Here is a 22,428-nt window from a genome sequence, read left to right as displayed (position 1 = left end):
TCCAGGACATCGAGGTCATGGCGGAGGCTCTGACCTGCGGCAGCTACAACAAGGGTTGATTCCTTGCAGCATCGAATTCGGGTGAGGAGGTGAACGGAATGATCGACATCCAGGACATCGAGGTCATGGCGGAGGCCCTGACCTGCGGCAGCTACAACAAGGGCTGAGTCAGCGTGTGGGCGCGCTCCGAAATCAGGAGCGCGCCCGCGCCGTACGCGGAACAGGGGGAGAGGAAGAGAAATGCAAGCGACAGTCCAGCCGGTCCACGACGACCTCCTGCGCGTGGGCGGGGCGTTCACTCCGGGGCTCATCGACCCCGACCCGGCCAGAAGGCTCGCCCTCGTCGGCGAAAACCCATTCCTGGAATTCGGGTTCAACGAGTGGCGGAAATGGGAAAGCCTCGACGAGGTCCCGGCGATCCCGGAATTCTCCCTCCACCTGGGGCGTACGGCGATCTGCGAGGGCCCCCGCGAACAGGCCCGGTACATCGACTACGTGATGGACCAGTCGGCCACCCGCCGCAACAAGCCGACCTCCATCGGCGTGCACGTCACCGGCGACCGGGCCCTGGGCGGCGGTTCCTTCGGACTCCACTCCTACTTCAGCGGCACGAAGGAGGAAGAGGACCGTGCCGTCCGCTTCCTCACCGATCTCCACCGGACCTCGGGCCTGCCCGTCTGGGTGGAGAACGCCAACTGCTACTCCGCCTCCGCCCGGGGCATCCTGGACGCCTGGCAGGCGGTGACGCGGATCTGCGAGAACACCGGCTCCGGCCTCATCGTCGACCTGGCCCACCTCTACATCGACGCCGTCAACTGCGGTGTCCCCGTAGAGGTCCTGCTCGGCGCGATCCCCTGGTCCCAGGTGGTCGAACTGCACCTGTCCGGCATCCGTACCGGACGGGACGGGACCCTCCACGACGGCCACTCCGTCGCGGTCCACGAAGGCGTGTGGTCGTTGCTGGACACCGTGCTGGACCAGCGGCTGCTCACCGAGACCGAGCCCGTCACCGTGATCGTCGAGCACGCGGACATCACCTGGACGGACCGCGCGGACCAGTACTACGCCGACTTCGCCCGGACGGCCTCGGCCCTGGAACGGCACCGGCGGGCGCGCGGCACGGGGGCCGGGGACACGGAGCCGCACGACTACGGCGTCCCCTACTGCCGCGCCTACCTGCGTCAGCTGTGCAAGGGCTGGATCCCGGGCCTCGCCGAGGCATCCGAACAACGCGGCCTTCCGTACGCCGAACTGTTCGACCAGTGGGTGGACGACGTCCGAGCCCGCGGCAAGCGCATCGTCCTCAACCTCGACGAGATCCCGCCGGCCGAACGGCCCGGCGCCGTCAGCGCCCCCCAGGACCTGCTGGCCTATGCCAAGGAGAAGCTGCGCTGATGCTGATCGGTGTCAACGTGACCTCGCCGGACACCCTCGAGATGGCCTGCGCCCTGCGCGACTCGGGACACATCGACTTCGTCGAGGTCCTGGTCGACGGCTTCGCCCACCTCGACCCTAAGGAGTTCCGCCGCACGGTCGGCGACCTCCCGGTCGGCTGCCACATCATGCTCTCCCGTTTCCTGGACCCGGACCGGGCACGCCTCGACCACTACCTGAACCTGGTGAACCAGTGGCAGGCGGACTGCGGCTTCCTCTACGTCAGCGACCACATCGCCCACTTCTCCCACAACGGCCAGCCGCTGCCCGTCGCCCAGGAGGTCGACTACGCCGACTGGCAGCCGGTGGTCGACGCCGTGCGCGCGTGGCAGGAGGAACTGGGCACCACCCTCGCCGTCGAGAACTTCCCGTCGCAGACGGCCTCCGACGTCCCGCAGGCCCGCGCCTACGCCGAGCTCACCGCGGCCACCGGATGCGAAGTCCTCATGGACGTGTCCAACGCCGTCGTCGCCCAGCTCAACACCGGGCAGCCCGCCGCCGCGTGGGCCGACGTGCCGGGCGTGGGCCGCAGGTTCCACCTGGCCGGCTACAGCCCCTCCCCGGCGGCACCCTCGCTCGTCGTCGACAGCCACGACGCCCCCGTCAGCGACGACACCCTCGACCTGCTGGCGCTGTTCGCCGGCCGCGCCGCCCCGGACGCCACCCTCGTCGTCGAACGCGACGCCAACCACGACCTGGACGAATGGAGGACGGACCTTGTCCGCACGCGCGCCGCGGTCGTCGCGGCTCAACGCCTGCATCAGCCCCACCGCACGTGACTCCCTGGCCCCTGGATCCCGTGACCGGCTGATCGCCCAGGAATCGCTCCGTATCCGCTGGCACCAGCTCTTCGACCGCATCCCGCGGCTGGCCGAGCGGCTGCCGGACACCACCGACCTCTACGAGGCCTTCCTGGAATGGGCGGTGGCCGCGGGCCGGCGGCTGGACTGGCGGATGCACCTGCACTTCCTGGAATTCCTGGAGGGCGAGGGCATCTCCCTGCGGCCGGAGGACCACATCGAACTGCTCGCCGCCTCGGCCGCACGCTGGTTCGCCTCGCCGGAGCACCGGCAGCGGGGCCTGGCCCTGACCACCGGGACCACCGCCCCCAGGGTCGTCGTGGCGCTGAAGGGGCACTCGCCCCTGGAACGCGGCCGCGTGAAACTCGCCGCGGTGCCGGGACTGGAGCCGGTACCGGGCATCCGCTGGGCCCTCTCCCGCCCCGGCGATTTCGCCGCCCTCGCCTGGAGCCCGCTGTGACCGGGGCGACGACGGGGGCGACGACCGGGGCGACGACCGGCGGAACCACGGGCGCGACCGCCGCCGCGACCGCCGCCGCTCCGTCGCTGGGCCGGCGCGTCCTCGCCCTGATGGGCCCCATGGTGGTGGCGTCCGTCATGGGCCAGGCGATCGCCCAGACCGACCTCTGGGTGATCAGCACCCTGGGCGAGCAGGCCGTGGCCGCCGCGGCCGTACCGCAGCGCCTGCTCCTCCTCGACTCGATCACCGCCATGGCCATGGGCCCCGTCGTCGGGCTGTCCGTCGCCGGGGCCGTGTCCGCCCACGCCCGCCGCCGCGCGGTGCAGGGCGGCCTGATCGGCGCCACGGCCGCCGGGCTGCTCATCGCGGCGGCCGGCCTGGCCGTCCTGCCCTGGCTGGTGGACGCCCTGGTCGCCGCGCCCGGCATCCGCGACGACGTACGGCCGGCCCTCCTGTGGCTGCTGATCGCCGCCCCGGTCCGCCTCGCCCAGTTCGTCGGCGCCATGGCGCTCTTCGCGCTCCGGCGCTCACGCCCCCTGCTCACCCTGTACGCCGTCGCCGTCTTCGCCAACGCCGCGCTCGACTGGTTCCTCGTGCACGGCGCCGGCCTCGGGTTCGCGGGCGCCTACGCCGCGACCTCCCTCATCGCCGCCCTCGAATGCGCCGTCACCGTATGGCTGCTGCGTGATCACCTCTCCCTTCCCCTGAGGCTCCGCGACAGCACACGCTGGCTGCGGCAGGTGGCGCGCAGCATGCTCACCGAGTGGGGCCACATGCTCTCGGTGATCGGCTTCGAACTGCTCCTGGTCCTCGCCCTGACCTTCGAGGCCTCGTGGGCGGACCGGCTCGCCGCGTTCTCGGCGGGGGCCGTCCTCACGGCCACGCTGCACATCCCCATCACGGCGCTGGTCAACGCGACCGGCATGGTCTGCAAGGGCGAGGCGCCCACGCCCCGGGAGTGGCGGAACCTGTGCGCGGGCGTCCTCGCCGTGTCCGCAGCCGTCTGCGTACTCGTCGCGACCGCGGCCTGGACGGTGCTGCCCGGGTTCTACGGCCTGCACGGCACGGCCGCCACGTGGTTCACCTGGCTGATGGCAGCACAGGCCGTCGCCTTCCCCTTCCGCCTGCTGGCCGCGACCGCCGAAGGCCGGCACAAGGCCGCCGACCGCTTCGGTCTGGTGCTGCGCCTGCGTCTGCTGCAGGAGTTCGGCATCGCCCTGCCCGTCTTCCTCGCGGGCCTGCTGACGGACAACGGGGCCCTCGCCTGGTCCGGCATCGCGCTGGGCTGCGCCGTCAACTACTGGCTGCTGCGCGTCCGTCGTCCCACGCGGCGCCGGGCCGTGCCCGCCCCGCTCTGAGCCGCCTCCTCCGAAGCCGCGTCCGCGTCCGCGTCCGTCGGCTGCTGCGCCCGCCTGGTCTCCCGCAGGTAGTCCAGGGCCTGCTTCCGGGACACCTCGCCCAGCAGCCGGCCCTCGTGCAGCCCGCGGCGCGCTTCGTTGCGGGCGTTGACGAGCGCCTCGGCCCGCAACACCAGCAGGCCGCCGAACAGCAGGGTGCCGGCCACCCACCAGGGCGCGTCGGCCGCGACGCCCAGCGCGGCCGTCGACAGGCCGCCGAGGGAGGTGAGAAGGCGGGAAGCAGTCATCGGTGAACTCCTCGAAGGACGGAAGGACGTGCGGGGCAGGAGGACTTCGGCGGATCCGCCAACGAATCGCTCGAACATGGCGGTTGGCCGTACAAGCGCGGCCCGGATCGCCAATATGGGTGCTCCGGGCAGCGGCGGAGCCCCGGCACCACGGCCGGCGACGACTTCCGCCGAGAACGTTTCTATGCCCGCCACAAGCCTCTGACCAGGGGCTTCGGGCATCCATGAACGCGTGAACGCCCATGAACGGTCCTTGAACGAGGAGTGTGAATGGCAGGAGCCGGAGGCAACCGCCCGAGAGGCCCGCAGCGCCCCGATCCGGCGGCGGCCCCACCCGGGAAACAGCCCTGGGCGGTCCTCATGCGTGGGGTCTACGACGAGCTCTGGACGGCGCCGCCACCGGCGGAACGCCTGTCCGTCAACGCCATGGCCCGCAAGGCGCACATGGCCTCCGGCACCGCGTCGGAGATCTTCTCCGGCAAGAGGGTCCCGGACCTGAAGTACTTCCTCGCGCTGGTCCGGGTGCTCGGCGGCGACCCCGGCGCATGGGAGCCCCGCTGGCACCGCGCCGCCGCCCAGACGGCGGGCACGGCGGCCGGTGACCCGCTGTCCGAGTCACCGGCCGAGCCACCGCCCGAGTCACCGCCCGAGCCACTGCCCTGGCCCGAGGCCGAGGGCCCCGGCGAGCAGCAGGCGGCGCCGCCGCCGCTGTCCGGCCCCGGTACCGAGCTGCCGCGCTACCCGGTCCGACGCTTCCTGCGGGCCGTCCTCGCGGGCCTGGCCGCGGTGTTCACCTTCCCGATGCGCCTGCGCAGGGACAAGGCCGCCGTGAGGATGCAGCGCCGGCTGATCAAGGCGTTCATGGAACGGGCGGCCAGGGACTTCCGCCGCGCCGAGTCCCACTACTACCTCGAACCGCGGTTCGTGATCCTGGAGGAGGCCGAGCAGGAACCCGCCCCCGGAACCCGGCGGCGGGCCAGGAGCGTGCGGCGGACCGCGCCCGAGCGGGTCACCACCGACGTGCGCGACGTCCATGAGCTGTACGAGGTCAGGGACGAGCTGGTGGTGCTGGGCAGGCCCGGCATGGGCAAGACCACCCAACTCGCCCGGCTCGCCCACCGGCTGGCCGAGCAGGCCCTGGCCGCCGGCGACGGTGCGGACCCCGCCCACATCCCGGTCTACCTGCGCCTGTACAGCTACCGCGGCGAAGCGGTCGAGGACTGGCTCGCCGCCGAGATGAGCAGGATCCAGGGCGTCTCGACGGTCCTCGTACGCAGCTGGCTGGACCAGCACCTGCTGCTCCCGGTGCTGGACGGCCTGGACGAGGTCCCGAAGGTGCACTGGCGCAAGTGCGTCAAGGAGCTGCGGCGGCTGCGGGAGCTCTGCCCCGGCATGGCCGTCGGCTGCCGCACGGACGAAGGGGACCTTCAACGCCTGGCCCAGAGCCTGCGCGCGCTGCGGTACGTCGAGATCCAGCCGCCCGACCGGGAGCAGGTGGAGGCCTTCCTCAACGCCAACAAGGCGGCCCTCGCCGATGTGCGGGAGGCACTGAAGGAGCGTCAGGACCTCTGTCAACTGCTGCAGTCGCCGATGATGCTCAACATCATCTGCGTCACCTACGCCAACCGGTCCGCGGACGATCTGCGCCTGGGGGGCAGTCTCGAAGACCGCCAGAGCCGGATCTTCGACGCCTACGTGGGGACCTGCCTGCGGCGCGAGCGGCCGAGGCCGGACGACAACCCGCACCGGACGCTGACCTGGCTGACGTGGCTGGCCCGGACGCTCACCGAGCGCAAGGAGCAGGTCCTCTACCTGGACCGGCTGGACCTGAGCTGGCTGTCGCGCCGGGAGGCGATGCTGCCGAAGGTCGTTCCGACGGTGGCCATGGCGTTCTGCTCCCTGGTGGTGCCCGTGCTGTGGCTGGCGGCGGCGAACCGGGCCGGGGTGCTGCACGCCGACGTCAAGGCCGCCGCGGTCGTGGCCCTGGCCATGGTGGCCAACACCGCGACGCAGGCGTACAAGTCGGAGGAGCACTTCCTGACGCTGCCGCAGGAGACGAGGGCCGGTGAGAAGCACCGCGGGGCCCTGGTGATCCCGATGCTGAACAACGGTGGCCCGATGATGGTCATCCTGGCGCTGATGATGCTGACGGGCGTCAACCTGGCGTCGTCGGCGGCGTTCGTGGTGGGGCTCGCCTACCTGTGGGTCAGCACCACCCAGATGGAAGGGGCGCTCACCGACGTGTTCTCGCCCGTCGAGCAGGTGCGCTGGACCTGGCGCAGGAGCGAGCGGGCGATGTCGGAGGGCGTCATCCCCGTGAAGCGCATCATGCTGTCCGCCGTCATGTGGATGTCCATCGGGCTCCTCGTCGGGCTCGTCATCCACCTGGTCTGCCCGGAGCCCGACTGGATCGCCCCCGTCGCGGCGTTCGCCCTGGGCACCTTCTACGTCTTCGGCAACCAGTTCGAGCCCTCGATGCAGGACCGGCGCCCCCGCCCCAACGAGGGCATCCGCCGGACGGTCCGCTTCTCGCTGCTCCACGGGTTCGCGGGCCTGGCCGTGGCGGCCGTGTTCGTGACGACGCTCATCGCACTGGCCTCACCCGACCAGGACCTGCGCCGCGCGGGCTTCGTCGCCGGCCTGCTCGGCACGCTGTTCGCGGTGGTCCGCGGCTTCCGCTACGGGGGCCTGGCGGTCGTACGCCACTGGACGATCCGCGCGGTCCTCGCCCACCGGGGCCGCACCCCGTACCGCTACGGGCGCTTCCTGCACACCGCCGAGCAGCGCGTCCTGCTCTTCCGCACGGACAGCGGATTCTTCTTCCCGCACAGCCTCGTCCAGCGCCATCTCAACACCACCGCCGAGAAGTTGCTGCCGCGCGTGGGACCCTTGCCTTGAGTGGGCTCGAAGCGTTTGTCTTGGTGCCCATGAAGTACACGCAGCTCGGACGCACCGGACTCAAAGTCAGCCGACTCGTTCTCGGCACGATGAACTTCGGTCCCCAGACAGACGAACCGACGAGCCACTCGATCATGGACTCCGCGCTCGACGCGGGTCTGAACTTCTTCGACACCGCCAATGTGTACGGGTGGGGTGAGAACAAGGGCCGCACCGAGGAGATCATCGGCACCTGGTTCGCGCAGGGCGGCGGCCGGCGCGAGAAGACGGTCCTCGCCACCAAGGTCTACGGCTCCATGTCCCGCGAGGGCGAGACCTGGCCGAACGAGGACCGGCTGTCGGCGCTGAACATCCGCCGGGCCGTCGAGGCCAGCCTCAAGCGGCTCCAGACCGACCACATCGACGTCTACCAGTTCCACCACATCGACCGACAGACCCCCTTCGAGGAGATCTGGCAGGCCGTCGACGTCCTCATCCAGCAGGGCAAGATCCTGTACGCGGGCTCCTCCAACTTCCCCGGCTACAAGATCGCCCAGGCGAACGAGACCGCCGCACGGCGCGGGATGCTCGGACTGGTCACCGAGCAGTGCCTGTACAACCTCTACGAGCGGCGCGCCGAGATGGAGGTCATCCCGGCCGCGCAGGACTACGGCCTCGGCGTGATCCCCTGGTCCCCGCTGCACGGGGGCCTGCTCGGCGGCGTCCTGAAGAAGGAGACCGAGGGCAGGCGCCGCACCGAGGGCCGAGCGGCGCAGACGCTCGCCGACCCGGCGGTGCGGGCGAAGTTCCAGGCGTACGAGGACCTGCTCGACAAGCACGGCCTGGAACCCGGCGAGACGGCCCTGGCCTGGCTGCTCACCCGGCCGGGCGTGACGGGCCCGATCGTCGGCCCGCGCACGCCCGGGCAGCTGGAGAGCGCCCTGCGCGCCCTGGAGCTGGAGCTGGGCGAGGAGCTGCTGGCCGCGCTGGACGAGATCTTCCCCGGCCCGGGGCCGTCGCCGGAGGCCTTCGCCTGGTGATCAGGGAAGGGTCGTAGGGAGCGTGGCGGGCGTCCCGGTCCTCACTGGCCGACGGCGGCCGCCACGGCCACGACGACGAACATCAGCACGAGCACACCGGCCATCACACGGTTTCTGGTTTTGGGATCCACCCGTCGAGCCTAACCGCTCCCCTCGGGCCGTCCTTCCAGGGGCCAGGCCGCGACGGTCTCGTAGCGGGGCTGCTCACCGGGGATCCCGCTCGTGGGCAGGTTGCTGCGGACCAGGCTCAGCTCGGTGACGGGCCATGCGGTGCCCTCGAAGGAGGCGAGTGCCTCCAGGTAGGGCCGCAGGCCGTCGCCGGAGCCCTGCTCGGGGTGGTCGCGGGGGATGTCGCGGCTGCGGCCGAGGGTGAGGTGCGGGGTGTACCGGTGGTGGCGGCCCATCGGCACCCCGGCCCGCCGCGCGGCGGCCTCGGCCCGTTCGGCGAGCATCCGCATGGCGTCGATGCCCCCGGCGGCGCCGATCCACAGCGCACGGTCCCCGAAGTGGCCGGCGCCGTGGAGGCGCAGGTGGAAGGGGGCCGTGCGGTGGGCGGCGCGTTCGAGGCGGGTGTGCAGCTCGGGGAGCACCTCGTCCCGTACCTCGCCGAGGAAGGCGAGCGTGAAGTGCCAGCCGGCCTGGCCGGTCCAGCGCAGCCGGTCGTCGCGGAGGCCCGCGAGGGCCTCCGCGAGCTCCTCCGCGGCGGCGGCCGGCGGCAGCACGGCGACGAACAGTCTCATGGCCCGAGCGTATAGGCGCCGCCGGTACGGGCTGAAGATGCCGCTGCGCGGCACCCTGGGGCTCCGCCCCGGACCCCGCGCCTCATGGGCACACCAGCCGCGCCTGGCGGACGGCAGCGGCCGAATCCAGCCCCTCCGGCGTTTGAGGAGCGGGGTCCGGGGCGGAGCCCCGAGTTGCCGCGCAGCGGCGTTACCGGCCCCGCCGGCGATTGAGGCGCGGGTCCGGCGGAGCCCCGGGGAAGGCGGCCCGCAGGGCTACGCGGCGGCTACCAGTTCGCGGCGGTGCGAGGCGGCCGGGACGAAGGCCACCCCGTGGCGGGAGACGCTCAGCCGGAGGTTGCCCACCCGGGCCAGGACCACCGCGACGGTGACAGAGGCGGCCAGCGAGACCAGACCCCCCGCGGCCATGCCGATCCGCGCTCCGTACGTGTCCGTGATCCAGCCCACGAGCGGCGCTCCCAGCGGGGTGCCGCCGGTGAAGACCATCATGAACAGGGCCATGACCCGCCCCCGCATCTCCGGGTCGGTGGCCATCTGGACGCTGGAGTTGGCGGTGACGTTGACCGTCAGCCCGAACAGCCCGATCGGCACCAGCAGCGCAGCGAACAGCCAGAACCCCGGCGCGAAGGCCGTCACGATCAGCAGTGCCGAGAACAGCGCGGCGGCCGCCGTCAGCAGCCGCAGCCGGGAGAGCCCCCGCCGGGCCGCGAGCAGCGCGCCCGCGAGGGAGCCGGCCGCGATCAGGGTGTTGAACAGCCCGTACGTGCCCGCGTCGCCGTGGAAGACCTCGTCGACGAACGCCGACAGCCAGATCGGGAAGTTGAAGCCGAAGGTGCCGATGAAACCGACCAGCACGATCGGCCAGATCAGCTCGGGCCGTCCGGCGACGTACCGCAGGCCCTCGCGCAGCTGCCCCTTCGTACGGGGCTGCGGCTCGACCGGGTGCAGTTCGTCCGTGCGCATAAGCAGCAGTCCGATGACGGGTGCGGCGAAGGACAGCCCGTTCAGCAGGAAGGCCCAGCCGGAGCCGACGGCGGTGATCAGCACACCGGCGATGGCCGGGCCGACCAGCCGTGCGGACTGGAAGTTCGCCGAGTTCAGGCTGACCGCGTTGGCCAGCTGCTTCTTGCCGACCATCTCGGGGACGAACGTCTGCCGCGCCGGGTTGTCCACGACGGTGACGAGGCCGAGCAGGAAGGCGGCGAGGTAGACGTGCCAGACGTGGACGTGTCCCGCCAGGGTGAGGGCGGCGAGGGCGATGCCGGTGAGGCCCATCGCGCTCTGGGTGGCGATCAGCAGCTGCCGCTTGGACAGCCGGTCCGCGAGTACGCCTCCGTAGAGGCCGAACACCATCATCGGCAGGAACTGCAGCGCGATGGTGATGCCGACGGCCGACGCGGATCCGGTCAGGGACAGGACCAGCCAGTCCTGGGCGATGCGCTGCATCCAGGTTCCGGTGTTCGAGACGGCCTGTCCCGTGGCGAAGAGCCGGTAGTTGCGGATCCTCAGCGAGCTGAACATCGAGTTCCTGCTCGTGTTCTTCGTGCCCGCGCGCGCATCGGCGGGGGTAGAGGGGGTGGATGTGTGGCCGGGTGCGGAGTCTGCTCCGTTTCCCGTACTCAAAAGCGTTCGCCTCCTGGCGTCGTCCTTACAAGTGCGCGAGCTTCTCCAGGACGGGTGCGGCCGCGCGCAGCTTGGCCCACTCCTCCTCGGTCAGCTCGGCCGCGAGCCCGGCCAGGAAGGCGTTGCGCTTACGACGGCTCTCTTCGAGCATCGCTTCGGCCTCCTCGGTCTGGCGGACCACCTTCTGCCGGCGGTCGTCGGGGTGCGGCTCCAGCGTGACCAGGCCCTTGGCCTCCAGCAGGGCGACGATGCGGGTCATCGACGGCGGCTGTACGTGCTCGCGCCGGGCCAGCTCACCGGGGGTGGCATGGCCGCAGCGGGCGAGGGTGCCGAGCACCGACATCTCGGTGGGGCTCAGCGACTCGTCGACGCGCTGGTGCTTGAGGCGCCGGCCCAGCCGCATGACGGCGGAGCGGAGGTCGTTCACGGCGGCAGCGTCGTCGCCATGGGAAAGGTCACGCATGTCTTTAGAGTAACTCATTACTCTCGCTAAAGAACACCGGGTTCGCCGTTCGAGCCCTCATCACTCATAAGGGTGAGTGGGGCGCGGAAAGTGACACGCGTACACGGCCTCAGCCCGACTCTTTCGGCATGGGGACACATGTGCTGAGCATGCGCATAGACGGGGAGCTCCTCGACAGGCTCCGGACTCATGCCGCCAAACGCGGAATGAGCGTCCAGGACTACGTGGTCCGGACGCTCATTCGCGACGACTTCGACGAGCGCTTCAAGGCGGCCGTCGACGAGACAGAGAAGTTCTACGGGCTGACGTGAGCCCGCGCACGGCCCCCGTGAGGCCGGCGTGAGCCTTACGTGAGGCCGAGGGCGGGCATCGCGTAGTAGAAGACGAACACCGCCGACACGACGTACATGGGCACCGGGACGTCCCGGCCCCGGCCGGTCGCCAGCCGCAGCGCGCAGAAGCTCACGAAGCCGATGCCGATGCCGTTGGTGATCGAGTACGTGAAGGGCATCATCACCATGGCCAGGAAGGCCGGGACGGCGATGGTGAAGTCGCTCCAGTCGATGTCCTTGACCGAGCCCGCCAGGATCAGGAATCCGACCGCCACCAGGGCGGGGGTGGCCGCCTGGGACGGCACCATCGTGGCGAGCGGGGTGAGGAACAGCGCCACGGCGAAGAGGCCGCCCGTCACGACGTTCGCCAGACCCGTGCGGGCGCCCTCGCCGACACCGGCCGTGGACTCCACGAAGCAGGTGGTCGCCGAGGAGGAGGTCGCGCCGCCCGAGGCGACGGCCAGGCCGTCGACGAGCAGGACGCGGTTGATCCCGGGGAACTCGCCGGTCTTCTTGTCGATCAGCTTCGCCTCGTCGCCGACGCCGAGGATCGTGCCCATGGCGTCGAAGAAGCAGGACAGCAGCACGGTGAAGACGAAGAGGGCGCCCGTCAGCACCCCGACCTTGCCGAAGCCGCCGAAGAGGCTGACCTGGCCGACGAGCCCGAAGTCGGGCGCGGCCACCGGGTTGCCCGGCCACTCGGGGACGGTCAGGCCCCAGCCGGAGTCCGGGAGACCGGCGACCAGCTGGACGACGACCGCGACGACGGTCATGGCCACGATCGAGATCAGGATCGCGCCGGGCGTCTTGCGGATCAGCAGCGCGAGGGTGAGCAGCACGCCGACCGCGAAGATCAGGACGGGCCAGCCGTGGAGGTGGCCGTCGGTGCCGAGCTGGAGCGGGACCGTGGTGTGCGCGGCGTCCGGGATGCGGGTGACGAAGCCGGAGTCGACCAGGCCGATCAGCATGATGAACAGGCCGATGCCGATGGCGATGCCCTTGCGCAGGCCGAGCGGGACGGCGTTCATGACCCGCTCGCGCAGGCCCGTCGCCACCAGCAGCATCACGACGAAGCCGGCCAGGACCACCATGCCCATGGCGTCGGGCCAGCTCATGCGCGGGGCGAGCTGGAGGGCGACGACCGTGTTGACGCCGAGGCCTGCGGCCAGTGCGATCGGGACGTTGCCGATGACACCCATGAGGAGGGTGGTGAAGGCCGCCGTCAGGACGGTCGCCGTGACGAGCTGGCCGCCGTCGAGCTGGTGCCCGTACATGTCCTTGGCGCTGCCGAGGATGATCGGGTTCAGCACGATGATGTAGGCCATCGCGAAGAAGGTCGCGAAGCCGCCGCGGATCTCGCGGCCGACGGTCGAGCCGCGCTCGGAGATCTTGAAGTAGCGGTCCATGGCGCCAGAGGGTTTCCGGGGGGAAGGCTCCGGACGGATGGCTTCGGGGGCGGGGGCCGAGGTGCTCATACGGTCCTCAAATGGGGGTTCATACGAAGAAAATGGGCCTGGCCCAAACCGTTTCAGTATGAACACATGAACGAAGGCCCGTCCATCTCCGCGCGTAGACCCCGCATCGCGGCGCCTAGACTTGGCGCATGGCGAAATGGACTCCGAAGCACGAGGCGCCCGAGCCCCTGGAGGGACCGGTCGTCGCGACGATCGTGGGCGGCACGGTCCTCTGGTTCGCCATGTTCCTCGCCCAGCTCCCCTTCTACGGCTGGTTCGCCGACCGGGACCTGCTGTGGTGGGTCTGGACCTGCGCGGCCGGCGGCTTCCTCGGCCTGATCGGCATCTGGTACGTCCGCGGCCGCGACGCCGCCCTCAAACGCCACGCGGCCGAGGCCGCCGCGGCTGCCGCAGCGCCGACCGACCAGCCCTAGCGGCAGGGCGGCCCGCCCCGGCGACGGGCCCCCGCGCCGGGGCACCCTCCCCGTGACCGGGACGCCCGCAACGGGGCGCACCCCCCCGTGACCGGGGCACCCGCAACGCGGCACCCCTCGTGCCCGGGCCTCCCCGTGACCGGGCCCTCGTGACCGGTACCCCCCGTGACCGGGCCCCCGTGACCGGGGCAGTCCCTGGGTGACTCGGCGGAGGTCCGTGGCCGGGCTTGCCCGACCTGGGGACGATCCCGGTCATCCCGAAGTCGGATCTTCGGACTTCTCGGCGGGTAAAGCGCTCGAACCGCGCTTAACGTCGAAACCATGACGCAGCGGGCAGACATCGACCACGACGGGCCGGAGCGGCGCACCGCCGCCGTCGGCGGGGCCGCCATCGACGCGGGCGCCGAGCTCGACCCCGTGCACCCCGTGCGGCCCCCCGCGCCCCGGTTCAAGCCCGCCGGGCTGACCACCGCGGAGGTCGCCGAACGCGTCGCGCGCGGCGACGTCAACGACGTCCCCGTGCGCAGCAGCCGCTCCACCGCCGACATCGTCCGCGCGAACGTCTTCACCCGCTTCAACGCCATCATCGGCGTCCTCTGGGTGATCATGTTCATCGTCGCGCCGATCCAGGACACCCTCTTCGGCTTCGTGATCATCGCGAACACCGGCATCGGCATCATCCAGGAACTGCGCGCCAAGAAGACCCTCGACGGCCTCGCCGTCATCGGCGAGGCCAGGCCCAGCGTCCGCCGCGACGGCCGCACCGCCGAGATCTCCACCTCCGAGATCGTCCTCGGCGACGTCATCGAACTCGGTCCCGGCGACAAGGTCGTCGTCGACGGCTCCGTCGGTGAGGCCGAGAGCCTGGAGATCGACGAGTCCCTGCTCACCGGCGAGGCCGACCCCGTCCTGAAGAAGCCCGGCGACCCGGTCATGTCCGGCTCATTCGTCGTCGCGGGCGGCGGCGCCTTCACCGCCACCAAGGTCGGCCGCGAGGCCTACGCCGCCCAGCTGGCCGAAGAGGCCTCCCGCTTCACGCTCGTCCACTCCGAACTGCGCTCCGGTATCTCCACCATCCTCAAGTACGTCACCTGGATGATGATCCCGACCTCGATCGGCCTGATCATCAGCCAGCTCGCCGGCAAGGACTCCAACCTCAAGGACGCCATCGCCCGCACCGTCGGCGGCATCGTCCCGATGATTCCCGAGGGGCTCGTCCTGCTCACCTCCGTCGCCTTCGCCATCGGAGTCATCCGCCTCGGCCGCAAGCAGTGCCTGGTCCAGGAACTCCCCGCCATCGAGGGCCTCGCCCGCGTGGACGTGGTCTGCCTCGACAAGACCGGCACCCTCACCGAGGGCGGCATGGACGTCACCGAGCTCCGCCCGCTCGGCGGCGCGGAACCGGAGTACGTCAAGAAGGTGCTCGGTGCCCTCGGCGAGTCCGACCCTCGCCCCAACGCCAGCCTCCAGGCGATCATCGACGCCTACCCCGACAGCGCGGAGTGGCGCTGCACCGAGTCGCTGCCCTTCTCCTCCGCCCGCAAGTACAGCGGCGCCAGCTTCAGCGAGGGCGACGGCGAGAACAACACCTGGCTGCTGGGCGCCCCCGACGTACTGCTGCCGGCCGGGGATCCGGCGCTCGACGAGATCAACGACCTCAACGAACAGGGCCTGCGCGTCCTGCTGCTCGCCCGCTCCGCCCGCGAACTCGACGACGAGGCCGTGGCCACCGGCGTCAGGCCGACCGCCCTCGTCGTCCTGGAGCAGCGGCTGCGCCCCGACGCGGCCGACACCCTGCGCTACTTCGAGGACCAGGACGTCAAGGCCAAGGTCATCTCCGGGGACAACGCGGTCTCGGTCGGCGCGGTCGCGGGCAAGCTGGGGCTGCCGGGCGCCGAGAACACCGTCGACGCCCGCAGGCTCCCCGCCGAACGGGCCGAGATGGCCGAGGCCCTGGACGAGAACACGGTCTTCGGCCGCGTCACCCCGCAGCAGAAGCGCGACATGGTCGGCGCCCTCCAGTCCAAGGGGCACACGGTCGCCATGACGGGCGACGGCGTCAACGACGTGCTCGCCCTCAAGGACGCCGACATCGGCGTCTCGATGGGCTCGGGCTCCGAGGCCACCCGCGCGGTCGCCCAGATCGTGCTGCTGAACAACAGCTTCTCGACGCTGCCATCGGTGGTGGCCGAGGGCCGACGGGTCATCGGCAACATCACCCGGGTCGCGACCCTCTTCCTGACGAAGACCGTCTACTCGGTCCTCCTCGCCATCCTGGTGGTCTGCTCGCGGGTCGAGTACCCCTTCCTGCCCCGCCACCTGACCCTGCTGTCCACCCTCACCATCGGCATCCCGGCCTTCTTCCTGGCCCTGGCCCCCAACAAGGAGCGCGCGAAACCGCACTTCGTGAGGCGCGTGATGCGGTACGCGATCCCCGGCGGCGTGATCGCGGGCACGGCCACCTTCGTCACGTACCTGATCGCCCGCGCGTACTACACGGGCCCCGACTCCCTCAACGCGGAGACCAGCGCCGCCACCCTGACGCTCTTCCTCACCTCGATGTGGGTCCTGGCGATCATCGCCCGCCCGTACACCTGGTGGCGGATCGCCCTCGTCGGCGCGATGGGCGGCGCGTTCCTGATCGTCCTGGTCGTGCCGTGGCTGCAGGACTTCTTCCAGCTGAAGCTGGTGGGCGTCACGATGCCCTGGATCGCGGTGGCCGTCGCCGCGGCGGCGGCCACCCTGATCGAGTTCACCTTCCGGTGGGTGAACCGGCGCTTCCCGGCCTGACGGCCTGACGGTCTGCCGGGCTGCCGGCCTGTCGGGCTGCCGGGTGCGGCCCCGGCCCGCCCGCAGGATCGCGCAGGTCACCCCGAAGCCGGGGACCGGCTAGTCGAACCAGCGGTCGCGGGCCAGTTCCGCCGTGCGGGACGGGTCCTCCAGGAGGGCCGCAACCTCGAAGCGGCGGGGCCACTGGCCCGCCGACCAGGCGAGGCCGGCCGCCACGCCCTCCAGGGTGGCGGCGTGGAGGGTGCCGTCCGGGGTGAGGCGCCAGTCGAGTTCGGTGCCGCCCGCGATCAGCTCCTCGTGTTCGAGGTACGTCAGCGGGGTGGACGGGCCGAGGAGGACGCGGACGGATTCCGGTACCTCGTGCTCCTCGCCCGGAGTCGTCACCTCCGCCGGAACCGTCTCCGAGAGGCGGCGGACCTGGAGGAGGTCCGCCAGGTCGGCGGCCCGGGACGGAGGGACGGGCAGGAGAGGGAGGCCCGCCGTCAGGGGCAGCAGGTCGGGGGCGTCGGCGATGACCGCGTCGGCCGCGTCCACCACCCGGACCTCGCCGTCCACCACCGCGCGCAGCTCGTCCGGCAGGGTGACCTGCTCGGGGTCCAGGTCGGCCAGCGCCCCGTACAGGCCGTGCAGCTGGCGGCCCGTCACCTCGCGGTCCGGGTCGGCGAGCCGGCCCAGGAGCTCGGCCGCGCCGCCGGGCTCGTCGAGGAGGGCCGCGACCGTGGTCCGTACGCCCAGGGCGCGCAGGACCTGCTCGTCCTCGAAGCCGGTGGCGTCCGCCGACGTGTACAGGCCCTCCAGGAGCGGGTCACCGCCCGCCGCGCGCAGACCCGCCGGGCGGCGGCCGTCGAGCACCGGGTGGTCGCGCAGCCACCACGCCGTGTACGGGCGCACCGACTGCGTGGTGCCGTCCGGCAGGAGGACGCGCACGGGCTGGGTCAGCGCGTCGCGCAGCGGCGGCTGCGCGAGCATCGCGAGGGCCTGGGGCCAGCAGTCGTCGTCGACCAGGTCGAGGTCGCGGACGGCGACGAGTTCCGTGGCCACCGGGGGGACGGGCAGGTCCGGGAGCTGGTCCAGGACGTCCTCGCACCACACGTCGACCGCGTCCAGCAGCCCCGCGTCGTCCGGTTCGGCGAAGTCGCCCTCGCGCGGCTCCAGTTCGTCCGGGTCGAGGACCACGTCGGTGGCGCGGACCAGCTGGAACGCGGCCAGCACCCCGCACGCGGTGAGGGTGTCCGCGTCCCAGCGGGCCGCCAGCTCGGCGTCCACGTACGGGACCTCGTCCTCGCGGATGACGGAGGCCAGCGGGCTTCCGGGCAGCAGCAGTTCGCCCGCCGGGGTCAGCTCGCCGTCCTCGTCGGGCAGGGCCAGCGCGCCCAGCCAGGGCTCGTCACCGGGGGCCAGTTCGGCGTCGCGGACCAGCGTGAGGACGATCTCGGCGAGCTCGTCGGCGTCCGGGGTGTCAGCGTCCTCGTCCCAGATCTCGCCCGCGTCCAGGGAGGCGGCGACGGCCGCCCGCACCTGCGGGGTCGTCAGCACGGCCCGCGCCGTCGCCGGGAGGGCGCCGAGCTTCTCCAGCAGCGGGTGCGCGGCGTCCGGGTGGGCCACCTTCAGGCCGAGGCGGGCCAGGTCCGCCGGGGTGTCCGCATACGGCAGCAGGACGTGGCGGGGGCCGATGGTCGTACGGCCGTCGGCGAGCGGCACGGGCAGCCCGGACAGCCGGTCCGGGTCGACGCCGGCGAGGCTGTCGTAGAGCCGGTGCCACCACTCGGGGGTGCGCTCGATGCCCGCGATCCGCTCGATGGCGTCGCCGAGCGGGAGCCGGCCCACGCCCAGGGTGCGCAGCTCGGGGCGGCGCTCCAGGCCCGCCGGGAGCAGGGTCGGCAGCACCTCCGCGAGGACGCGCACGGTGTCGGCGCCCGCGCCCTCCACGACCTCGGCCTCGAAGGGGCGCAGCGCCGACAGCTCCTCGGAGGGGGCCGCCGGGGCGAGGAACGCGGTGCGGGGGAGCCGCTTCAGGACGGCGGCGCGCAGGGCCCCGTCGAGCTCGCCCTTGCCGAGCGGGCCCGGTACGAGGTCCACGAGCGCGGGGCTCACCGGCTCCCAGCCGCCGAGGAGTTCGGCGTACGCGTCGGCCGCGCGCTCCACGAGGAAGTCGGTCAGCGGTCCCGGCGCGGGGTGCCGGCGGGAGGTGTCCAGTGGCAGGGTCGCGATGAGCAGGGCGGGGATGCCCAGCGGCTCGTCGGTCGGGGTCGGCGCGTGCACGACCGGCGCGGTGGCGGGGCGCACCGGGGCGCCCTCGGCGTCGACGGGCACCGCCCAGGACACCGCCCAGGCGGGCCGCAGCCGCTCCTCCACGGGCCGGTCGGCGAGCAGGGCCCGCTCGATGGGGCCGCCGTGGCGCACGGTGCGCCAGCGGTTGGTGCCGGTCCGGGAGTCCTCGATGACGGTGTACGGGCCCTCGTCGCGGCGGTACAGGGTGCGGGTGCCGCCGGCGGGCGTGTCCACGACGACCTCGCGCAGCCCCGGCAGGGTCAGCAGCAGGGCGTCGTCGATGCCGGCCAGCAGCCGTTCGGCGAGGTCCTCGGCGGCCGCGTCGCGCAGCGGGAGGACGACGACGGTGTCGTAGCCCTCGGGCGCGGTGCCCTCGGCGGGCAGCGGGAGGCGCAGCAGCGGGACGTGCCCGTCACGGCGGCGCAGCTCGTCGCCGAGGCCGGGGCTGCCGACGGCGGCGCCCCGCGCCAGCTCGCGGGCCTCGGCCAGGGACCAGCGGACCCCGCCGTGCCGGCCCAGCACCGCGGGCTCGTCGCAGACGGCCAGGACGGCGGCGAAGCCGACGCCGAAGCGGCCGACGCTGTCGTGCTCGGGCTCCCGCTTGGCGGAGGCCCGCAGCGTGGACAGCGACTCCACGCCCGTCGCGTCCAGCGGGGCCCCGGTGTTGGCGACGGCCAGCACGGCGTGCTCGTGCTCGCCGTCGCCCGGGTGCAGGGTGAGCCGCAGCCGGCCCGGCACGCCCGCGCGGGCGGCGGCGTCGGCGGCGTTCTGCGCCAGCTCGACGACGAGCCGGTCGCGGTAGCCGCCGAGCGCGAGGTCCTCCTCGGCGTTGGCGTCCTCACGGAACCGGGCCGGACCCGCGCCCCACGCGTCGAGCACGCCCCGCCGCAGCCGGGCCGTGCCGAAGGGGTCCACGCCGCTCTGGGCCGCCGTCACTCGCACGCTCACGCCGCTGCCTCCAAGTCGCTTCCCGGGGTGCTGACCCCGGAGCCCTGAAGGTATCGCGTACGGGGCCGGGCCTTGCCCGTGAGGTGGGCGAACACGACGACGTCGGAGTCCCAGTGCCGGTCCTTCGTGAGGTTTCCGCCGCAGGTGATGACACGGAGACCGGCCGTGCCGTGGGTGTCGCCGTAGACCCTGTCGGTGGGGAAGGCGTCCTTCTTGAAGGTGTCGACCTCGTCGACGGCGAAGACGGCGGTGGTGCCGTCGGTCCGGTGCACGTCGATCTCCTCGCCCCTCTTCGGCGCGAAGATCTTCCGCTCAATGGCTCTTTGCGCCGATCTTTGGGACGAAGGTCCCGGTCCGGGCCCGAAAGCACGGAGCCCCCGGCGACCGGGTGGTCGCCGGGGGCTCGCTCTGCTCAACGGTCAGGTCAGAGCTGCTCGATGACGTAGTCGATGCACGCCGTCAGCGCCTGCACGTCCGCCGGGTCGATCGCCGGGAACATCGCGATACGGAGCTGGTTGCGGCCGAGCTTGCGGTACGGCTCGGTGTCCACGATCCCGTTGGCGCGCAGCACCTTCGCGACGGCCGCCGCGTCGATGTCGTCCGAGAAGTCGATCGTGCCGATGACCGCCGAGCGCTTGTCGGCGTCCTGCACGAACGGGCTCGCGTACTTCGAGGCCTCCGCCCAGCCGTACAGGTTGCGCGCGCTGGCGGCCGTACGGCCGGTGGTGAACTCCAGACCGCCCTGGCTGTTCATCCACTCCAGCTGCTGGTTCAGCAGGAAGAGGGTGGCCAGCGCCGGGGTGTTGTACGTCTGGTTCTTCAGCGAGTTGTCGATCGCCGTCGGCAGCGAGAAGAACTCCGGGATGTGCCGGCCCGACGCGTGCACGCGGGCGGCGCGCTCCAGCGCGGCCGGCGAGAACGCGGCCAGCCACAGGCCGCCGTCCGAGGCGAAGGACTTCTGCGGGGCGAAGTAGTAGACGTCGGTCTCGGTGATGTCCACCGGCAGACCGCCCGCACCGGAGGTCGCGTCCACCAGGACGAGCGAACCGGCGTCGGCACCCGCGACGCGCTTGATCGGCGCCGCGACACCCGTCGAGGTCTCGTTGTGCGTGTACGCGTACACGTCCACGCCCGCCTCGGCGACCGGCTCGGGGTGCGTGCCCGGCTCGGAGGAGATCACCGAGGGCTCGTCCAGCCACGGCGCGAGCTTCGCGGCCTTGGCGAACTTGGAGGAGAACTCGCCGAAGGTGAGGTGCTGGGACTTCCGCTCGATCAGACCGGCGGTCGCGATGTCCCAGAAGGCGGTGGAGCCGCCGTTGCCCAGGATCACCTCGTAGCCCTCGGGGAGGGAGAAGAGGTCCCGGAGGCCCTGGCGCACCGAGCCGACCAGGTTCTTGACCGGGGCCTGGCGGTGGGAGGTACCGAGCAGGGAGTTACCGGTGGCGGCGAGGGCGTCCAGCGCCTCGGTCCGCACCTTGGAGGGGCCCGCGCCGAAGCGTCCGTCGGCGGGCTTGATGTCAGCGGGAATCTGGATCTCAGCCACGGGCGGAGCGTATCGGGTCCAGGTGGGCGCCACCGCGCCGCGTCCACCGGATGAGACGCCGTGGCGGACGGTCGGCGGTGTTTCGCGGGGTTTTCGCCGGGCTATGGCGCGACTACGGTGCGCAACACATCACACGCGCACCGCCCGGCCCGGTACCGCTCACCGAACACATGTAAGGAAACACACGCAGCAACACTCCTTACCCCCGGTCTACCCTGGGGAGATGACCGCGCCCGCGCCCTCCTCCAGCCCCACCACCCCCGCCACCAGGGAAGCCGCGCCCGCCACGGCCGGCGCACCGGCCGCCGCTCATGGGGGGACGGCCCGCCTCGGGCCGGTCGCGCTGGTGATCGCGGCGGGCATCTCGGTGCAGTTCGGCGCCGCCCTCGCGGTCACGATCATGCCCAGGGTCGGAGCGGCCGGGGTGGTCACCCTGCGCCTCGCCGCCGCCGCGATCGTGCTGCTGCTCCTGTGCCGGCCCAGGCTGCGCGGCTACTCGCGCGCCGACTGGCGCACCGTGATCGCCTTCGGCGTCGCCATGGCCGGCATGAACGGCCTCTTCTACCAGGCCATCGACCGCATCCCGCTCGGCCCCGCCGTCACCCTGGAGGTGCTGGGCCCGCTGGCGCTGTCCGTCATCGTCTCCCGCCGCCTGGTCAACCTGCTGTGGGCGGGGCTCGCCCTCGCGGGCGTCGTCCTCCTTTCCAGCCACGGCGGAGGCGGCTTCGGCGGCCTCGACCCGCTCGGCGCCGGCTTCGCCCTGGGGGCGGGCGCGATGTGGGCGGCGTACATCGTCTTCAGCGCACGTACCGGCCGCCGCTTCCCGCAGGCCGACGGCCTGGCCCTGGCGATGGCGGTGGCCGCGGTGATCTCGCTGCCGCTCGGCGTCCTCGAAGCGGGCTCGGCCCTGCTGCACCCGAGCACCCTCGCGCTGGGCGCCGGGGTGGCCGTACTGTCCTCCGTCCTCCCGTACACCCTGGAACTCCTGGCCCTGCGCAAGCTGCCGGCCCCCACCTTCGCGATCCTGATGAGCCTGGAACCGGCCATCGCGGCCACGGCGGGCTTCCTGGTCCTGCACCAGGCGATGTCGGCCCTGGACGCCCTGGCCATCGCCCTGGTCATCGCGGCGAGCATGGGCGCGGTCAGGTCGCAGGTGGGGAAGCGGGGGGAGTAGGAGGAACGGCGCGAGGCCGGTGCCGCGCAGGGGGTCGCGGCTGTACGAATCGACACGCGCTCGGGGCCTTCCCCCCTGCAGCCCGCCCCTCCGGGTCGGCGGTTGCCCACCCGCCTCCGGGTGCGGGTGGTGGGGGCGTGGCGGGCGTCGTCCGGGGAGGGGGCTTCGACGGTTCGGGCGGGGCTTGCGGGGCGGTCTTCGCGCGCGCTGCGCGGAGGGGCGGGCCGGGGGTGGGGGCGCGGGTTCGGCGGTGCCCCGGCCGGTCGGGAGCGAGAAAGGGTTGGGGATTTCCCGTCAGCCCCACTGTCCTTCCGCGTCGGGCCGTCCTGTCAAGGGCGCTCCCTGCGGTCGCGTCGCTTCGCGATCGCCTGCGGCGACCCTTGACAGGCCGTCCCGCCAC

At 72.2% G+C, this 22,428-nt stretch carries 18 protein-coding genes; 10 read left to right on the top strand and 8 right to left on the bottom strand.

Translation table 11 applies throughout. From position 1 onward, the window contains the following. Window positions 1-240 precede the first annotated feature (240 nt). Genes ACZ6Y1_RS36265 through ACZ6Y1_RS36250 form a run of 4 tightly spaced genes read left to right on the top strand, consistent with a single transcriptional unit; the run spans window position 241 to window position 4,052 of the window. A complete protein-coding gene (locus tag ACZ6Y1_RS36265; RefSeq protein WP_469640202.1) occupies window positions 241-1,395 on the top strand; it encodes a multinuclear nonheme iron-dependent oxidase in 1,155 nt (384 codons plus the stop codon). Next, on the top strand, window positions 1,395-2,213 hold the full coding sequence (locus tag ACZ6Y1_RS36260) for a multinuclear nonheme iron-dependent oxidase (RefSeq protein WP_469640200.1): 819 nt from the start codon (window positions 1,395-1,397) through the stop codon (window positions 2,211-2,213). Before ACZ6Y1_RS36265 ends, ACZ6Y1_RS36260 begins: the two co-directional genes overlap by 1 nt. Continuing rightward, window positions 2,152-2,694, top strand: a complete 543-nt coding sequence (locus ACZ6Y1_RS36255; RefSeq protein WP_469640198.1) for a hypothetical protein — start codon at window positions 2,152-2,154, stop codon at window positions 2,692-2,694. Before ACZ6Y1_RS36260 ends, ACZ6Y1_RS36255 begins: the two co-directional genes overlap by 62 nt. Continuing rightward, the gene (locus tag ACZ6Y1_RS36250; protein ID WP_469640196.1) at window positions 2,691-4,052 is read left to right on the top strand and encodes an MATE family efflux transporter; all 1,362 of its coding nucleotides are present in this window, start codon (window positions 2,691-2,693) and stop codon (window positions 4,050-4,052) included. The genes ACZ6Y1_RS36255 and ACZ6Y1_RS36250 overlap by 4 nt, the downstream gene beginning before the upstream one ends. Here the strand turns inward: ACZ6Y1_RS36250 and ACZ6Y1_RS36245 are convergent. Further along, the gene (locus ACZ6Y1_RS36245; protein WP_469640194.1) at window positions 3,992-4,339 is read right to left on the bottom strand and encodes a hypothetical protein; all 348 of its coding nucleotides are present in this window, start codon (window positions 4,337-4,339) and stop codon (window positions 3,992-3,994) included. The genes ACZ6Y1_RS36250 and ACZ6Y1_RS36245 overlap by 61 nt on opposite strands. A 360-nt stretch (window positions 4,340-4,699) precedes the next feature. On the opposite strand from ACZ6Y1_RS36245, the gene ACZ6Y1_RS36240 reads away from it, so the two are divergent. Further along, window positions 4,700-7,237 (top strand): NACHT domain-containing protein, encoded by a 2,538-nt coding sequence (locus ACZ6Y1_RS36240; RefSeq protein WP_469640192.1) that lies wholly within the window; start codon window positions 4,700-4,702, stop codon window positions 7,235-7,237. A 29-nt stretch (window positions 7,238-7,266) separates the two neighbouring features. Beyond that, a complete protein-coding gene (locus ACZ6Y1_RS36235) occupies window positions 7,267-8,256 on the top strand; it encodes an aldo/keto reductase (RefSeq protein ID WP_469640190.1) in 990 nt (329 codons plus the stop codon). Between the two features lie 140 nt (window positions 8,257-8,396). Here ACZ6Y1_RS36235 and thpR read toward each other — a convergent pair whose 3' ends face one another. The 3 genes from thpR to ACZ6Y1_RS36220 form a co-directional block, all read right to left on the bottom strand. After that, the gene (gene thpR, locus ACZ6Y1_RS36230) at window positions 8,397-8,996 is read right to left on the bottom strand and encodes an RNA 2',3'-cyclic phosphodiesterase (RefSeq protein ID WP_469640188.1); all 600 of its coding nucleotides are present in this window, start codon (window positions 8,994-8,996) and stop codon (window positions 8,397-8,399) included. Between the two features lie 255 nt (window positions 8,997-9,251). After that, window positions 9,252-10,619 carry an MFS transporter gene (locus ACZ6Y1_RS36225; RefSeq protein ID WP_469640186.1) on the bottom strand — a complete coding sequence of 456 codons (1,368 nt, stop codon included), beginning with the start codon at window positions 10,617-10,619 and terminating at the stop codon, window positions 9,252-9,254. 25 nt (window positions 10,620-10,644) lie between these two features. Beyond that, window positions 10,645-11,082, bottom strand: coding sequence for a MarR family winged helix-turn-helix transcriptional regulator (locus tag ACZ6Y1_RS36220; protein ID WP_469640184.1), 438 nt, complete (start codon window positions 11,080-11,082; stop codon window positions 10,645-10,647). A 128-nt stretch (window positions 11,083-11,210) separates the two neighbouring features. Between ACZ6Y1_RS36220 and ACZ6Y1_RS36215 the strand changes: the two genes are divergently transcribed. Beyond that, window positions 11,211-11,393: a hypothetical protein gene (locus ACZ6Y1_RS36215; RefSeq protein ID WP_030156886.1), complete on the top strand. Its 183-nt coding sequence runs from the start codon at window positions 11,211-11,213 to the stop codon at window positions 11,391-11,393. A 35-nt stretch (window positions 11,394-11,428) separates the two neighbouring features. On the opposite strand, the gene ACZ6Y1_RS36210 is transcribed toward ACZ6Y1_RS36215, so the two are convergent. Next, on the bottom strand, window positions 11,429-12,889 hold the full coding sequence (locus tag ACZ6Y1_RS36210; protein ID WP_469640182.1) for an NCS2 family permease: 1,461 nt from the start codon (window positions 12,887-12,889) through the stop codon (window positions 11,429-11,431). Between the two features lie 128 nt (window positions 12,890-13,017). On the opposite strand from ACZ6Y1_RS36210, the gene ACZ6Y1_RS36205 reads away from it, so the two are divergent. After that, window positions 13,018-13,302 carry a DUF2530 domain-containing protein gene (locus ACZ6Y1_RS36205; RefSeq protein WP_469640180.1) on the top strand — a complete coding sequence of 95 codons (285 nt, stop codon included), beginning with the start codon at window positions 13,018-13,020 and terminating at the stop codon, window positions 13,300-13,302. A 321-nt stretch (window positions 13,303-13,623) separates the two neighbouring features. Beyond that, window positions 13,624-16,092 (top strand): cation-translocating P-type ATPase, encoded by a 2,469-nt coding sequence (locus tag ACZ6Y1_RS36200; RefSeq protein ID WP_469640178.1) that lies wholly within the window; start codon window positions 13,624-13,626, stop codon window positions 16,090-16,092. Between the two features lie 99 nt (window positions 16,093-16,191). Here ACZ6Y1_RS36200 and ACZ6Y1_RS36195 read toward each other — a convergent pair whose 3' ends face one another. The 3 genes from ACZ6Y1_RS36195 to serC are packed head-to-tail and all read right to left on the bottom strand — an operon-like array spanning window position 16,192 to window position 20,854. Further along, window positions 16,192-19,311 (bottom strand): sacsin N-terminal ATP-binding-like domain-containing protein, encoded by a 3,120-nt coding sequence (locus tag ACZ6Y1_RS36195; RefSeq protein ID WP_469640176.1) that lies wholly within the window; start codon window positions 19,309-19,311, stop codon window positions 16,192-16,194. Next, entirely contained in the window at window positions 19,308-19,727 is a 420-nt protein-coding gene (locus tag ACZ6Y1_RS36190; RefSeq protein ID WP_469640174.1) for a sortase domain-containing protein, read from the bottom strand. The genes ACZ6Y1_RS36195 and ACZ6Y1_RS36190 overlap by 4 nt, the downstream gene beginning before the upstream one ends. A gap of 8 nt (window positions 19,728-19,735) precedes the next feature. Next, a complete protein-coding gene (gene serC, locus ACZ6Y1_RS36185; RefSeq protein ID WP_469640171.1) occupies window positions 19,736-20,854 on the bottom strand; it encodes a phosphoserine transaminase in 1,119 nt (372 codons plus the stop codon). A 223-nt stretch (window positions 20,855-21,077) separates the two neighbouring features. Here serC and ACZ6Y1_RS36180 point away from each other — a divergent pair, with 223 nt between their 5' ends. Further along, a complete protein-coding gene (locus tag ACZ6Y1_RS36180; RefSeq protein ID WP_469640169.1) occupies window positions 21,078-22,028 on the top strand; it encodes an EamA family transporter in 951 nt (316 codons plus the stop codon). Window positions 22,029-22,428: the final 400 nt, after the last annotated feature.

The sequence above is a fragment of the Streptomyces sp. NPDC053432 genome (assembly GCF_055585365.1).
The sequence above is the reverse complement of the archived record's forward strand: the minus strand, read 5'-3'. Positions and strand labels throughout refer to the sequence as shown.